Below are 15,668 nucleotides of genomic sequence, written 5' to 3' on the forward strand. Positions count from 1 at the left end.
TGTGACGCCGCTTCAACTGACGCGCAGAAAAAGCGGAACGACACCGCCTCGATCGTGGCTGTATATTCAGGTGCATGGTGTTGAAGCGGAGCGCGGCAAAGGGCTCGCTCCGCACAGCGGCGCAATGATTGTTTGCCACCAATTTAATTTAATCGTTGATTTGAATAATTACCGGGGTCAAACCATCAAACGGGCGATCTCGGGCGGGACCAGTCACATGCCGGTCGAACTACTCGTCATTCTCGGAGCTGAAGCTTCGCTACTGGGCTTCGTAGCCACAATGAAGCTGCATGCCAGGCGAATGGACGTCCTGAGCGGACGATCATTCGAGCGCACCATCGTCTCGCGGGGAGAGAAACGACATCCAGCGCGGTCGCTCCGTCGAAAGGTCCGCGATTTACCGCGGTTGACCGGGAGGCAGACGATCTCATTACGCTCGTTCCACCGGATTTTCTACAGCGCGCCGATAGCCAAAATGCTGCTACGGCTCCTTCAAACCAGAGTGCCATCGCCGGTCCGGTTTCAGACGCGCGCGCGTCGGGCCGGCGCGCCCGTCCTCGGTGCTTGCGACCGCCCGGCCGCGCCTTCTTCGGCTGGTCGCAACACCGACGCGTAGGGAAAACACGCCGGTCCCGGATCCATGCAGTCGAGCGCTACTGCCATCTTGCACCAACTCAGCGCTCCTTGAACGCCCTCCCGGCCTGATCCTGCAGCGGCTTCAGCAGGTATGAAAGCGCGGTCCGGCCTGCCGTCTTGATGAAGACCTCGACTGGCATGCCGGGCAGCAACTTTGCGGCCCCGAGCTCCGCGAGCGCTTCCGGCTTCAGCAGGACGCGGCCTGTGTAGTAACTCGTGCCGGCACGCTGATCCTGCGTGATGTCTGCCGAGACCATGCTGACCTCGCCATCAATTTCGGGCGTGGTCTTCTGGTTGAAGGCTGCGAAGCGCATTGTCGCAGTCTGCCCCACATAGACCTGGTCGATATCCTTCGGTGCGATCTTGACCTCGACCGCAAGCGAGTCCGCATCGGGGACGATCAGCATGATTTGCTCGCCAGGAGATATCACCCCTCCGACCGTATGGACGCTGAGCTCATGGACGCGGCCGGATTGCGGCGCCCTGATATCGACGCGATTCAACTGGTCGACCGCCGCTGTCTTGCGCTCGCCCAGCTCGGAGAGTTTCGAGCGCGTTTCGATCAGGTCCTTGCCGACCTCCGTTCGGAGGTCTTGGTCGATCTGAATGATTTGGAGTCCGATTTCGGAGATCTTGCCCTTCGACTGAGCGATCATTCCTGCGAGCTGGCTGCGCTCGCCTTCGATGCGGGCGGAGTCGCGCTCGAGGGAATTGAGCCGCGTGATCGGCACCAGATTCTTCTGCCAGAGGCTGCGCACACCCTCGAGCTCCTGGCGGATGAATTCGACTTCCTTCTGCTTGGCCTCGGTCTGACCCGTATAGCCCTTGATTTCGTTTTCCAGCTGCGCGCCTTTCTCCTGCAGTTGCGCTTTTTGGCCGCTCCTCGCCTGACGGCGAAGATCGAACAGCTTCCGCTCCGCGGTGATCGCACGGCTCGCCTCGGAGTTGCTCTCCCTGGCCCGGTCGAGCAGCAATTTTGGAAACACGACCTGCTCGGCACCATCGCGCTCGGCCTCGAGGCGCGCCTGCCGCGCCAGCAGCTCATCGATGCTATTGGTGACGATCGTCGCATTTGCGAGCGTCTGCGTCTCGTCGAGACGGATCAAAATGTCGCCCGCCTTGACCCGATCGCCCTGGCGCACGCGCAACTCTCCCACGATTCCGCCGGTGGCGTGCTGAACCTTCTTGACGCTCGAATCCACCACGACGACGCCTTGAGCGATCACCGCGCCCGCCAATTGGCTTGTTGTTGCCCAACCGCCGATCCCAAAAGTGACCAGACCCAACATGATCATACCGACGATCATGTAACGCTGGATCGATTGCATCGCCGGCGCCACCATGCTGCTCATCGGCTGCCTCCTTGAGCTTCCGCCACCACCTTGAGCGGCACGGGATTCCGCAAGACCTTCTTGAGGACCTCCTCCCTCTTTCCGAAGGACTGAACCCTGCCCTCCCCAAGGCACAAGACATGGTCTACGGCTTCAAGCGCCTTTGGTCGATGGGCGACAACGACGACTATCCCGCCGCGGCGGCGCACCTTTAGGATCGCCTCGGTCAGCGCCTCTTCGCCCTCGGCATCGAGATTTGACGAGGGCTCATCGAGCACGACCAGGAACGGCTCGCCGTAGAAGGCACGTGCGAGCCCGATACGCTGCCGCTGCCCCGCCGACAGCGCCAATCCCCCCTCGCCGATTTTCGTGCCATACCCATCCGGAAGCGAAAGGATAAGATCGTGCGCACCCGCGGCATGCGCGGCCTCCAGCACTGCGGCGGCCGTCGCCTGCGGATCGAACCGCGCAATGTTCATCGCAATGCTGCCGTCGAACAATTCGACATCCTGAGGAAGGTAACCAATGTGCTTGCCGAGGGCGTCCGAAGACCAGTGCTCCAGTGCGGCGTTGTCCAGCCGTATCCGGCCTCGAATGCACGGCCATACACCCACCAGCGCTCGGACGAGTGTCGATTTTCCGGATCCGCTCGGTCCAATGATTCCGACAGCCTGCCCGCTCCGCAGTTGGAACGACACTTCATTGACGGAGGGCCTCTCCGAGTTCGGCGCGCCAATGGAGAGATGCTCGACGGTGAGAGCTTGAACAGGAGGAGGCAGTGCCAGCCGTTCTTCCTCGGTAGGCAGAAGCTTCAGCAAAGCATCGAGCCGTTGTCCCGACTGCCGCGCGGCGACGAACCCTTTCCAGTTCGCAATGGCCAGTTCGACGGGCGCCAAGGCCCGCGCGCTGAGGATCGACCCGGCAATGATGATGCCGGCCGTCGATTCCTGGTTGATGACAAGGACTGCGCCAACGGCAAGAACCAGCGATTGCAGGATCGCCCGGAAGATCTTGGAGGCGCCTCCGAGGCTGTTTGCGACATCGCTGGCGCGCTCATGGGCTGCGAGATACTTCGCGTTGACATCCCGCCACCGCAGCGCCGCCTGCTGCCGCATGCCCATGGCTTGCAGAACTTCGGCATTTCGTCGGCCCTCGAGCGCCAATGCCGTTCGCGAAACTGCGAGACGCGAGGATGCCCTTGCCGGCCCCCGCGTCCGAGTCTCCGTGAGCATCGTGATGCCGACGAGCACCAGCGCGCCGGTCAACGCGGTGACGCCGATCCAAAAGTGAAAAAGAAAGCAAACGCCGAGATAGATCGGCATCCAGGGTAGGTCGAAGAGCGCCGTCGGCCCGCCGCTCGACAGGAAGCTGCGGACCTGATCAAGATCCCGCACCGGCTGCAGGCCGTCACCATCGGCCCTGGTCTTCAAAGGCAGGCGAACAAGCGCATCGAATATGCGAATGCCGAGCCGTTCATCAAAATACCGGCCGACCCGCGCGCTGATCCTGCTCCTGACGAAGTCAAGCCCACCCTGAAACAGGTAAAGGACTGTAGCCAGAACCATCAAGGCGACCAAAGTCGGTATGCTGCGCCCGGGCAGCACGCGATCATAGACTTGCAGCATGAAGAACGAGCCGGTGAGCATGAGGAGATTGCTCATGCCGCTGAAGGCCGCGAGCGCCCAGAATATCCTGCGGCAAGACCGCAGGAATGCGGACATCTCTGACTGCGGCTCCTCATAGCTCTCCATCGGCCGGAAACGACCGACGAATATCCGTTTCCGAAGGGCTTCAACGAAGCGCCTTGCCCAGCCGACGAGCCGCGACGTCGGGGGTTCGGCCTCATTCGCCAGACGGCGCCCGGCCGACCACAGTCCTGACAAATGCATAATTGGGATTCGATAAAGATTCGCGGGCGGGGGAATTATCCCCCGCTGTCCAGTATCAGTCATGACACCTGCCCTTTAGTCATGCCTATGCGGGGGATCCCCTGAGAGATCCCCCAAGGCAATTGTTGAGTACCAGTTTTTGTCTGGCGAGCCGTCCCCTACGCGAAGTGGAAGTCGTGGCTGTTCAGCTTGTCGAGCTGCGCGTTCTTCAGCGTGAGGGTGTCGCTCCCCGTCGCGATGACGACGTCGTGGCCTGACTGGGCCGCATGGGAGAGAACGCTCGCAAAACTGTCGAATACGCTTTTGCTGAACTCGATCGTGTCGTGACTAGGTCCGCGGGCAGCGAAATCCTTGATAACGTCCTGGCCGAAGTTCGAGGCGAACTGGAACGTATCCGCCCCCGCTTTGCCAACCATGACATCGTTACCGGTGGTGCCAGTCAGGGTGTCGCTGCGGCCCGAGCCGATCATCGCCGCGCCCGAGCTGGTTCCGACTACGTGGTCTGTGGTGTCGACCTGCTCCGCGGTAAAGGCGTGGGACTTACCCGACAGGTCGGAGGTCTGGAAGCTCCACTTGCCGTCGGCGTCCGTCGTGGACGAACCGACCGAGGTCGTGCCGTCATACAGCTTGATCTCGCTGTTGGGATCGGCCGTGCCCTTGATCGTCGCGGTGTAATCCGAGTGCTGGCGTACATTGGTGACTTCCACCGTCGAGGTGCCGCCACCGCTGTGCGAGCCGATCGGCGGATCGATCGGCTGCGACAAGGCGCTGGTGTTGCCGGCTGCGTCGGTCGCTGTCGCGGTGAAGGTGTGTGACCCGTGCTTGAGATTCGGGGTCGTCACGCTCCAGTCACCGTCACTTGCAACGGTCGTCGTACCAAGCAGGGTCGCGCCCTCGTAGAGCTTGATCAAGCTGCCGGCTTCCGCCGTCCCGGAGACCGTGGCGCGGTTATGCGTGGTCGGATCGCTCAACAGCACCGGGGCATCGGGGGCAGCGGTATCCACCGTCACGTCCAGCGCAGTCGATGCCTTGCTGGTGACGCCAGAGACCGTGTCGGTCGCAGTGAAGCTGTGCTTGCCGTCCGGCAGCGCGGCGGTGGTGTAGTGCCACGCTCCATTGGCATCCGCCGTGGCCGTGCCGAGCTGGGTGGCGCCGTCGAGCACCTTGACCGTGCTGTTGGCAACCGCAGTCCCGGCCAGGGTCAGCGTCTTGTCGCTCGTGATGTGATCACCGGCAGTGCCGGTATCGTTTGAGAACGAGGCGATTTTCGGCGCGGCGGGCGCTGTGGTGCCCGTGCCCGACGTGCCCGAGCCGGTGGAGCCCGTCGTCCCAGAACCAATGACCGCATCCACGGCCGTCGACGCGGCACTGACGTTGCCGGCAACGTCGGTCGCCTTCGCCGTCAGGGCGTGCGAACCGGCCGACAATGCAGACGTCGTGACGCTCCACGCACCGCTCGAGTTGGTTGTCGCCGTCCCGACCTGGGTCGTTCCGTCAAACACCTTGATCGCGCTGTTCGCTTCGGCAGCCCCCGACAGAACGACTTGGTTGGCAGCGTTGACGGTGTCGCTCGCGATCGTCGGTGCAGCTGGCGCCTTGGTGTCGACCGTGACCGCCACCGCAGCCGATGCCGCGCTGGTTTGACCCGACGAGTTGGTCGCGGTCGCCGTCAGCGTGTGCTTAGCATCGGTCAAGACCTTGGTGATATAGTCCCAGCTCCCGGCCGAAGTCGCGGTCGCCGTACCGATCTGCGTCGAACCGTCATAGACTTTCACGGTGCTGCCAGCCGCGGCGGTGCCATGCAGAGTGATCTGATTGGCATCCGTGATGCCGTCGCCAGTCTTGCCCGTATCGGGTGACCAGGATGCGATGCCCGGCGCTGCCGGGACTTCAGGCGTTGCGGGGGGCATTGTCGGTGAGGTCGTCGTACCGCTATTTGCCGACGTATTGAGCGTCGACGCCAGCTGCGCGCCGTCCGTATAATTCCCGGAGAACACCGAATTGTTCCCGCGGATCAACGCGTCGCCGTACTGCGCGCCACCAATGTGATTGTTGGTGAACGACACACCGGTGATCGAGGCGGTGCCCAGATTGGAGTCCGCGTATACAGTATAGGCGCCACCAGTGAGCAGATTGTTGGTGACTGTGACATTCGAGACCGGCCCGAAGTCGTTGTCGATCATGACCGCCGAGGTCCACCCCCACTGGTTGATGATCGAATTGCCGGTGATCTGAATGTTGGAGAGGCCTCCATCGATCTGGATGCCGTCATAGTGAGGCGACCCGCCTGCCTGGAGATCGTGGATGTAGTTGCCCTGGATGACGGAGTTGCTCCCGGGAACGATGCCATTCTCCACGTTGAAGATGTTATTTCCGATGAATGTGCCGCTCCCCATGATGCCCTGATTGCCCGTGCCATCCGGTGCCCGGCCGGTACCATCGATGGTGCAATTCTGGACGACTGCGCCCGTGACTCCGGAATCGATGGTCACCCCGGCCCATCCGCCCGACGTGATCTTGCAGTTCTCAAGCGTCACGTTGTCTGCCTTGATGTAGACGCTTCCGGTGATGTTGAGTCCCGAAACCACCGCTCCTGCCTGCGTAATCACCACGTCTCCCGAAGGAGTGAGCGTTACCCCCGCAGGCACGCCGGTGTTCGTTGCGTCAGGCCATGCATTCGTTGTGGTAGCCAAAATTGCCTCTCCGTCTTTTGTGTATTATTCCCCGTTAATCGCCGTCAGAATTTATTGCGGATCTACACTCGCGATTTAATCGCGATCGAAATACGCCAACGACGTGCTTGCGCGGCGTTAATGGTCGTCAGCAGAAGGCCTTTTTTTGACAAGACCACGGCTCCGCCAAGGTCATTTCGCCGCAAACACCGCCAGATTCTTGTTTTCGGAAATGCGGTGCGAAAATCTACGCCACGGGAATCAAAAGCGATTTCGTTTTAGCGGCGATCAGATTGGCGTAAAATACCCCCGTCGTGCACTTCACAGAAAAATCGTTCCAGCTAGCGATCGAGACGACGAGCACGATTGACGAGCAGGCGCGAAGACCAATTTCATCGACCGCCGCGCATTAAATAAACCAACGATGTAAATAAACGTGTTAGCGCATTATTAAATGGAGCGCGCGAATCGTCGATGCAGCACGATACTCCGCACATGGTCGTCGTGATTGGCGACGCCCAAGATGACGCAGTGAATGAACTTCAATGATGGGGTGTGATCGCTTCGACTTCGCTCGAGCGCAGAACTTGAGAAGGAGCCACCTCAAATAACAGCTCGGACGAGAGTCGGCGGCAAGAGCTGCCGCCCAACCCCGGATTGTTTTCGCCGGCGACCATCAAAGGGCTACCGGCGTCTAAGCCCTCCGGCACAGAAATACTTTCTCACCCCGGATAAGCCCATATTGCGCAACTTGCGGCTCGACCGCGGTGTATTCATCAACGACGAAGCCCGCGCGTTCCAGGCGGCGCCGGAAATCACGACCGAAGAAGCGGACGTGATCATGCTGATTGAAGTACAGGATCCGATCCTCTACTGTTCTCTGCCTCGACCGATCCTCAAACGTCTCCTGCCAACCTTCAATGAGCGGGATCATCGCGACCAAGGTGCCCCCCTTGCGCAGGATCCGGAATAGCTCGGGGATGGCCAGGCGATCGTTCACGTGCTCCAGGATGTGGCAGCAGATGATCAGATCGAACCTGTTATCCTCGAGATCGATCTTTTCGATGTTGATGTCGAGATCAGCGCCCCTACCGCCGAATTCACAGGTGAGATAGCTGCGCGGCTTCCTCGCCTCTATATACCTCGTCACTCCCGTTTCAGGCGCGAAGTGAAGAATATCCTTTCCCGCAAACAAGTTCTGCTCGGCGTCGCAGAGCGCCAACAACCGGTGCCGCTCGTGTGACAGACAGTTCGGACAGAGCGAATCGAAGTTGATCCCCAATGCCAGCGGATTTGCGTATGCAAAGAAGCGGCCGCGATACCCGCATACCGGACAAGATCTCTCAAATCGTCCGAACAGGAAGCGGATCGTCCGTAGCCCGCTGCGCAATGACCAGACATAGGGGCGCAACCGTCCCTTGATGCTCCCAGTCGACGATGGTGCCACGTCAAAATTACTCATCTTGAACTCCCAACATCTGCCATTCCCTGAGCGAAGCACGCACTCCGATACAAACGCCCCAGAACGTCCACATGTAGTTCCAGAAATGCACCGTCAAACCTGTGAACAGGAAGACCATGCAGGCGATCGTAAAGCCCCTTTGAATCTCGGTCGAACGAAGTCCGGGCACAGGCAGCATCGCGGCGAGATTTAGGACGATAAGGAGGATGGTGACCGGTACGCCGTAATGCAGACTCGTGACGAGCCACACGCTGTCGACGGTTCGGTCGAGCAGATAATACCCGAACGTCACGAACCCCGCTCCGGTCAAGGGCGACTGCCACACCTGCGCAGAGACTGCGTCCCAGATCATGAGGCGATAGAATCCAGTCTGAGGCTCCAGGGTTGCGTGGGACAGCAGCCAGCTGAGAGGGTTGTTTGTCACAGAAGTGACGGCAACCAGAAACATGCCCGCCCCGGCCCAAAGGAGATGCCATCGCCAGGGGATGCGACACAACAGCCGATCGTAGACGTAGCTCGACGTGACGAGGACCATTCCCATGACGGCGGCCGAAGATAGCGACAGAAATCCGCCGAAGAAGCATAGACACGCCCACGACAGACGCTTGATGGGGCTCGTCGTCGAGAACAGCACGATGGCCGCAGCCAGCGAACAGAACACGCCATAGAGAATTGGATGGTCGAATGTCGCTATTGCGCGCCGCAGACCCGCTCGCACTCCATCTGCACTCGACGTGCCGTCGTCCACGATGGCATCAGGCTGCGGCATGAGTGTCGCCACCATCTCGCGAACGACCCAATGCCCCGTCAACACGTCCGCTACCGCAACGCATATCGCAATCGCCGTGAATGCCTTGACCAGACGAATGAACTGCTGGACCGCCGGCGGCTCCAGAACGAAGGCTCGCGCGACAAAATAAGCCCCGACAAAGTCGAGGGCCTCTGCAACAGCGGAAAACGCCGATTGAGGTCCGGCGGCATAGGCGGCCGCTCCCACCATGGCAAGCGCAAGCGTCCCCGCCAACCCGTCCGACAGCAGGAGCCGCCGAGTGGGCTGCAATAACTGCGCAAGCGCCGGCATCAGCAGGAGTATGATGGCTATCCTGGTCGGCGTTAGCTTTGCGCCCGCAATCAGCACCTGCAGCCCCGATGGCAAGACGATGCCCACGAGAAGGAGTGGGACGGCCCAACTGATGTGTTGGGGAAAGGTCGACCGGACCCCCGCCCCCGTCGCGCGAATTCGCGCGTGCCCCGCAAGGAAGGCATCGCTGGGATAGCTCATGAGGCGATCTCCCCGAAGGGGCTGACGCAGCCCATCAGGTCCGGCAGGCCATGCGGTTGGCCAGCCACATGCGGGCGCTTCATCTGATCGCCTCCTGCCCCGCGACTTTGCCAACGTTCAGATTGCGGACCAGGTGCCAGCCGTCAGTCGCATTCCGGAGATAGGTGGGGCGATTTCTGCGAAACAAGGTTGGCCCATACTGTCCGGACCCGATGTGATTGTCAGTGATCGAAACACTCGATATCGGATTGTCGTTGAACTTCCCGTCCGAATAGATCGTATAGCTGCCGCCGGCGAGTAGATTGCCTTCGATCACAATATTGGAGACCGGGCCAAACTCATTGTCGATCATGATGGCGCCAGCCGCGCCATGCGAATTGATGATCGTGTTGTGCCGGATGACCGTGTCCGAGATGCCGCCATCGATCTGGATACCGTCGTAGTGTGGTGCCCCGCCGGCATTGAGATCGTGAATGAAATTGCCTTCGATCAGATTGTCCTTTCCGGTCAGCACGATTCCATTCTCGACATTGAAGATATTGTTACGTTGGAACGTGCCCTGTCCCATGATGCCCTGGTTTCCATTGCCATCGGGACCGGCACCTAGACCGTCGATCGAGCAATCCCTGACGACAATTCCTGTCCGATGCGGATCGATCTTGATGACGGCCCACGCTTTGGCCGAGATGCGGGACGTCTCGATCGTCACGTTGTCGGCGTTGACCGTTACGCCGCCCTGAATGTCCAGTCCCGAAATTGTCGTGCCGGCCACGGCAATCGTGAGCGGACCCGATGGCTTCAGCTTGAGATCACGAGGCGGCCCCGTGTTGCTTGCGTCCGGCCATTCTGAGGCGAATGCCGGCTTTGACGGGTTATTCGGTTCAGCTACCACACCGGCCGGGATTTGGAGCGCTGCGACCGCAGCGGCTACACGGGCAGCGTAGAGCGCAATTTCGCTCCTAGCACGCTTGTGTCCAAACGCATGCTCTCCGGCTCCTCGCCAGCTCCGCCACGGTGCCGCTACGCTATTGAATCTCATCGTTCTTCCCACCTGCCGCAGCCTCACGCCCTCATGCCGGTTCGGCTCTCCGTACCTCATAACCGCCAACCCACTCTCGCCGACGCCTCCAGACGGCTTCCCAGTACACCGCATTCTCCTGCCATTCCGCATTGCGCGCCAACGCGGCTGCCATGCTGTAGCCGTACCAGCGTGTGAGCGGCACGATCAGGTGCAACGCCTGCCCAATCGTCCGCGCGGGCCAGCCAAAGTGGCGGTTGATCAGGGTAATTCTCCCCTTGAACACCTTCACTCTCTTGTCGACGGGCACGACGTCCGATGCTCCGCCATAGTGGACAATGGTCGCCTCAGGCGTGATCGCAGGCCGCGCACCGAGCGATCGTGCGCGATGGCAAAGGTCCGCTTCCTCTCCGTACATGAAAAAGGTGGGGTCGAACCCGCCTAGCCTCTCCCACAGCGGCCGGTCGATCAGCAGAAAACACCCCGTAACGATGTCGACATGCCGCGAGGTATCTCGGTCCCAACCGCCATAGGCCTCGGAATTGAAAATCGGATTGCGACGACCGAAGTAGGTAAGCCCCAGCGCGAAGCACAACAAATTCCACAGACTGATTCTTCGAAAGCAAGAGGTGCGGTTGAGGCTGCCATCCGGAAAAACAGTGCGGCCGCCCCAGACGTGAAAGGAAGCGTTCGCGTCGGCGAACTCCAATAGACGATCTATCGCGCAATCGAGAATAATGGTGTCAGGATTGAGGAGCAGCAATCGTCGGCCCCGCGCTTGTTTTGCAGCCAGATTGTTGGCGCGCGCAAAGCCGACATTACTGTCTAGGGCAATGAGCTTGACCTCAGGAAACTGGCGGGCAATTGCGGCGGCCGACTGGTCGGAAGAGTTGTTGTCGACGACGATCACCTCGTAGCTCACCGTCACCGTCTCCGCGGCGATCGATGCCAAACAGTCGAGCGTCATCTCGCGGGTATTGTAGCTCACGACAATGATGGAGAGATCCAGCTGCCGATCCAACCCCTGACGTTCGTCATCATGGTATGCGTTGCACATAGCAGCTTCGCTCCTCTCGCCGCTCGTCGCGCTATCGCCTCGACCTGAAATCCGGTGCTGGTGTCATTTCACTCCGCTGCGCCGGCCCCAATTGTTCCTGTCAGACTGTTACTCTGCTCATGACGGCCCGCGGCTGGCTCACTCTCAACGCCTCGTCCGCTGCCCGGGCGTGCAATGTGTGATGACACCCAACGCGAAACCGACGCCTTTTGCTTCAGCGCCGGCGCTTCGACAAATCGCCAGGAGGCATACGCCAGAATGAGAGTTACCGATCCTGCTAGCAAGGCCAGCGGCCAGCCGGCTGCGAGATCAAATACCGTCAGGAATGCCAATATGACCGGTGAATGGATCAGGTATACCCCGTAGGACAGATCGTGCTTAAGTGGCACCCGGCTGGTGACCTCGGAGAGCCCGAGATAGACTACGACGTACGGTACACACAGCGGCAGCGCCACCGCACCCATCCCGCTCGCAAGACCAATCAACGCGAATCCCGAAGCGACTGCGGCCCCGATTCCGGAGAACGGGATAGTTTGACGGTAGAGGTAGAGGTTCGTACCAGCGATAAAGTAGACGAAGAGGCCGATGAAATCCAAGAGCCGTTGCGGACAGGCGGCACGCAGCGATGGCGAGAGCGCCAGCCCAACATAGGCGAGATAGACCAGAGCGAAACTGATCACCGTCAGCACACGTTGGTGGAGAAAGCCGGCCACGCTCAGCGCCGCCAGCACCGCATATGACCAGACTTCGACATTCAGCGTCCATAGCGGTCCATTGACCTGCACCTCCTGTCCATGCCGCATCACGCCGGGCAGGTAGTGAGACATCAGGGTAAGAACGTTCTTCAGATACAGGTAAAGCTCGGCGCTACCGAAGTATTCAGCCAGGGAATAAGTCGTCAGGGCTGGCCCAAGCACGAACATGGACGTGATGACGACGACGAACAGTGCAGGCAGGATGCGCAACGCCCTATTTACGCCGAACCGGACGAGATCGCCGGATCGGGCCAGGCCAGGCGCCAGCAGGAAGCCGCTGACGCAAAAGAAGATGATGACTGCAAATAAACCAAGCTGGATGAACCCACCGCTGAACCGATAAAGGACGTCGTTCACTCCCCACCAAGCATGGTGACCGACCACCACGAGTGCGGCCGCAAGTCGAATTTGATCAAAGCCCGGCCCTCGAGCCGAAAGGACGGCCAGCCGATCACCGATCGTCGTCGCCCTGACCGGAATCATCGATTTCTCGTTTCGCGATTTTCTGTCATTTTATCGGATACATTCAATGTTAAGCTGCACTAGATCGGTCCATTTTGGCCGAAATGGTGACCCTCCACCTCGGCCTTCTGATCCTGGAGGCCAGCAAATACGGCCATCTCGTCGTCATTTGGTATCCCGCCCGAGGCGGTGACGACGATCGAAGCCGCAAGGCCAAGCGAAACGAATTCCGGTGCGAAGGTACTCAGCCTAGAGGTCATGCCGAACAATCCATCGTCACGATCCGCTGGAATTCCGAACATCTTCTCAATTCGCAACCCCGCGTCTGTGCACCACCTCGCCAGCCCGCGCGCCGAAGCAAAATGAGCGCCGGCAGCGTCGTAGCCGCTGCGCCGCCCGGATTGGAGACCCGCTCCGAGATAAGAACGAATGCCCCTGGGGGACATCGTATTGGGCATCTGGATCACTGCTATCGACTGCTCGTGCATGAACGTCTGCAGCTTCCGAAGCAGCTTTCGTGGATCCGGAGCCAGATGCAACAGGTTGAGGCAGAGGATGCAATCGAAGGCGCTGCGATCGGAATCGATGCTATCCAGATCGGCGTAGATCATCTCAATCCCGTCCCTGGCGGGCCCAGCCGCAATGACCGGATCCAGAGGGATCGCCGCGACATGCAGACCTCGCGCTTGCAGCCGCCTTTCTGTTCTGCCAGAGCCACAACCGAGTGAAAGAACGCTGCGCGCCGATACCGGCACGAGGGAGATCAACTCCTCGGATTCGGGTTCGTAATAGTTCTTGGAAAAACTCGCGCGGCGAAGGCGCGTCTCCGTTGGAAGCAGCGAGTAAGGTAGGCGACGGCCGTGCGCGATCTCCAGCAGAATCTCCCTCTGCATGCCAAGTTCGTCCAGTCCGACCCCCATCCGGCCGACATACCGGTTGGTGAGGTGATGGACCGTGAAATCGTCCAGGTGCGAGATTGGCACCAGCTTCTTCAGACCACATTGGGTGTATGGATCCGTGGCGGCCGAACAGGCGAGATCATACCTCCCCTGATGCGGAGCTACGTCGAAGCCGCCCGAACGCAGCGCCTTGCCCAGCTGCTCCCGGGTGAGAGCAAAGCAAGCGGCGTGCTCGTTGGTAAAATGCGCCAGAATATAGTCGTCACGCCATTTGACCGATGAGGGATCCCAGTGAAAGTGAGCGTGGATGTCAGGGTAGTTGCGCTGGCCGTCGTCAGCGAATTCAACCCGCAGAAACCCGGCTACTTCGTCTTCAGGCAGAACCGACGTTACATCCAGCCAGGCACGGATGTTCTTCTCTGTGATCAGAATATCGTCTTCAGAATAGATGAACAGATCGTACTGGTTATGACGTTCCACGAAGAGCTTCTTGTGTGCGAACGGCAGGGACCATGGGTCCTTGGTTGGCATGCCAACAATGCATTCCGCCCCGGCCGTCGGGCCCTTATCGATGTTAGACAACACCACGATATCAATGGCGCAAGACATCGACCTGTACTCTCTAATGATCCGCTCGAGGTAGCGGTCATTCGACGTTCCATGGCTTGCAATCGCGACCAGCACGCGGACCGCGGTACCGCTGGTTGGGCTAGTCATGTGCTGGGCAGCATGTTCGTTCATTGCGCCGGGATCTCGGTGGAGGCGTCCAGCCATTTTCCAATTTAATATAAGCTCAGAGTATATAATAAAATTGGATCGGTCGAGATTATTGTGATTTAATTTTGGATTATTATGGCGCGACGCTCGGAGAACCTCTCGCATGAAGGTGCTGGTCTATCCGCATTCCATGGAACTGGGTGGATCGCAGCTCAACGCAGTCCAGCTTGCCGAGGCGGTTCGAGACCTGGGCCATCAGGTCACTGTGGCGTCGGAGACCGGGCCTCTTATGGACAGAGTAAGAGAGACGGGCCTCGAACACATTGAAATTCCCCGGCATCGAGCCCGCCCCTCGCCGCGTGTCAGCCAGATGCTCCGCAACATCGTTAACGAAGGCGGAGTGGACGTGGTGCACGGTCACGAATGGCCCCCTATAGTCGAGGCCTTTCTGAACGTTGGACTATCGACGCGAACTGCCGTGGTGGGAACGGTCATGTCGATGTCCGTTCCCTCTTTCCTACCTCGCAGTGTTCCCCTGACCGTGGGCACGGAGATGATCCGCCGCGCTGCCGTCGCTGCAGGACATCAAGATGTCACCCTGCTCGAGCCGCCAGTGGATACGAAATCTGACCATCCCCTCCTCGATGGCACGAGTTTTCGCGTCGCTCAGAATATCGGACCTGACGAGATCGTCATTGCGATGGTCTGCCGGCTGGTGCCGAACCTGAAACTGGAGGGCCTGCTCTCGGCGTGTGATGCCGTCGGAGCAATGGGCCTCGATGGTCGTACGGTGCGGTTATTGATCATAGGCGATGGACCGGCCCGCCCGACCGTCGAAGCGCGGGCGGCCAGAATAAATGTGCTACTCGGCCGGACCGCCGTCATACTGGTGGGCGAGATGTCCGATCCTCGGCCCGGCTATGCTGCCGCGGATGTCATTATCGGCCAAGGTGGTTCGGCGCTGCGCGGCATGGCTTTTGGCAAGCCGCTAGTGGTCATTGGCGAGGACGGGTTCAGTGAGCTGTTGACGCCTGAGAGTGCGCCGACATTCCTGCAGCAGGGTTGGTATGGGCTGGGAAAAGGCTCGCGTGGTGCCGGCCCCGATGCACTTCGGTCGGCTCTTGAGGTCGTTCTCGTCTCAACGTCCCTTCGGCAGGAGCTTGGCAGTTTCGGCCGACGACTGGTGGAGAATCGCTTCAGCCTGGCACACGCGGCGAGGACGATAGAGCAAACCTATCTGCGCGCACTGCGCGGCAAGAGTGCGCGCGGGCGCCGACTGACGGATGCCGGTCGATGTGCTGCCAGCCTTGCCCGCTATAAGATACAGCGAAAATATCAGCGTTGGATGGGTTTGGCTTCCGCGGAGGACGATAATGATCGGGCGCGAATCTCCCAGGTGCTGTCCGCAGGAGCGATCACCCCTTGTTCAGTCAGAGTCGCGCCGGATCCGGCAAGTGAGGTATCCCGGCAAACCGATTCCTGACCGGC

At 60.0% G+C, this 15,668-nt stretch carries 10 protein-coding genes; 1 reads left to right on the forward strand and 9 read right to left on the reverse strand.

Annotation, left to right across the window (positions count from 1 at the left end; translation table 11 throughout):
* Positions 1-674: 674 nt before the first annotated feature.
* The 9 genes from RPS27_RS27790 to RPS27_RS27830 all read right to left on the reverse strand — a co-directional run bounded on the left by RPS27_RS27790 (position 675) and on the right by RPS27_RS27830 (position 14,204).
* Positions 675-1,988, reverse strand: a complete 1,314-nt coding sequence (locus RPS27_RS27790) for an HlyD family type I secretion periplasmic adaptor subunit (protein WP_211417473.1) — start codon at positions 1,986-1,988, stop codon at positions 675-677.
* On the reverse strand, positions 1,985-3,688 hold the full coding sequence (locus RPS27_RS27795; RefSeq protein WP_211417474.1) for a type I secretion system permease/ATPase: 1,704 nt from the start codon (positions 3,686-3,688) through the stop codon (positions 1,985-1,987). Before RPS27_RS27795 ends, RPS27_RS27790 begins: the two co-directional genes overlap by 4 nt.
* A gap of 326 nt (positions 3,689-4,014) precedes the next feature.
* A complete protein-coding gene (locus RPS27_RS27800) occupies positions 4,015-6,465 on the reverse strand; it encodes an Ig-like domain-containing protein (protein WP_313754724.1) in 2,451 nt (816 codons plus the stop codon).
* Between the two features lie 757 nt (positions 6,466-7,222).
* On the reverse strand, positions 7,223-7,990 hold the full coding sequence (locus RPS27_RS27805) for a methyltransferase domain-containing protein (RefSeq protein ID WP_212068559.1): 768 nt from the start codon (positions 7,988-7,990) through the stop codon (positions 7,223-7,225).
* The gene (locus RPS27_RS27810; protein WP_212068558.1) at positions 7,983-9,272 is read right to left on the reverse strand and encodes an O-antigen ligase family protein; all 1,290 of its coding nucleotides are present in this window, start codon (positions 9,270-9,272) and stop codon (positions 7,983-7,985) included. Before RPS27_RS27810 ends, RPS27_RS27805 begins: the two co-directional genes overlap by 8 nt.
* Positions 9,273-9,351: 79 nt before the next feature.
* On the reverse strand, positions 9,352-10,311 hold the full coding sequence (locus tag RPS27_RS27815; protein WP_212068557.1) for a right-handed parallel beta-helix repeat-containing protein: 960 nt from the start codon (positions 10,309-10,311) through the stop codon (positions 9,352-9,354).
* Between the two features lie 31 nt (positions 10,312-10,342).
* Positions 10,343-11,347 carry a glycosyltransferase family 2 protein gene (locus RPS27_RS27820; RefSeq protein ID WP_212068556.1) on the reverse strand — a complete coding sequence of 335 codons (1,005 nt, stop codon included), beginning with the start codon at positions 11,345-11,347 and terminating at the stop codon, positions 10,343-10,345.
* A 68-nt stretch (positions 11,348-11,415) separates the two neighbouring features.
* Positions 11,416-12,585: an acyltransferase family protein gene (locus RPS27_RS27825; protein WP_212068555.1), complete on the reverse strand. Its 1,170-nt coding sequence runs from the start codon at positions 12,583-12,585 to the stop codon at positions 11,416-11,418.
* A 59-nt stretch (positions 12,586-12,644) separates the two neighbouring features.
* Positions 12,645-14,204, reverse strand: coding sequence for a class I SAM-dependent methyltransferase (locus tag RPS27_RS27830; RefSeq protein ID WP_212068554.1), 1,560 nt, complete (start codon positions 14,202-14,204; stop codon positions 12,645-12,647).
* A 139-nt stretch (positions 14,205-14,343) separates the two neighbouring features.
* Here RPS27_RS27830 and RPS27_RS27835 point away from each other — a divergent pair, with 139 nt between their 5' ends.
* The gene (locus tag RPS27_RS27835) at positions 14,344-15,663 is read left to right on the forward strand and encodes a glycosyltransferase family 4 protein (RefSeq protein WP_313754725.1); all 1,320 of its coding nucleotides are present in this window, start codon (positions 14,344-14,346) and stop codon (positions 15,661-15,663) included.
* Positions 15,664-15,668 lie beyond the last annotated feature (5 nt).

The sequence above is a fragment of the Bradyrhizobium sp. WYCCWR 12699 genome, assembly GCF_032144035.1.
GTDB lineage: Bacteria > Pseudomonadota > Alphaproteobacteria > Rhizobiales > Xanthobacteraceae > Bradyrhizobium.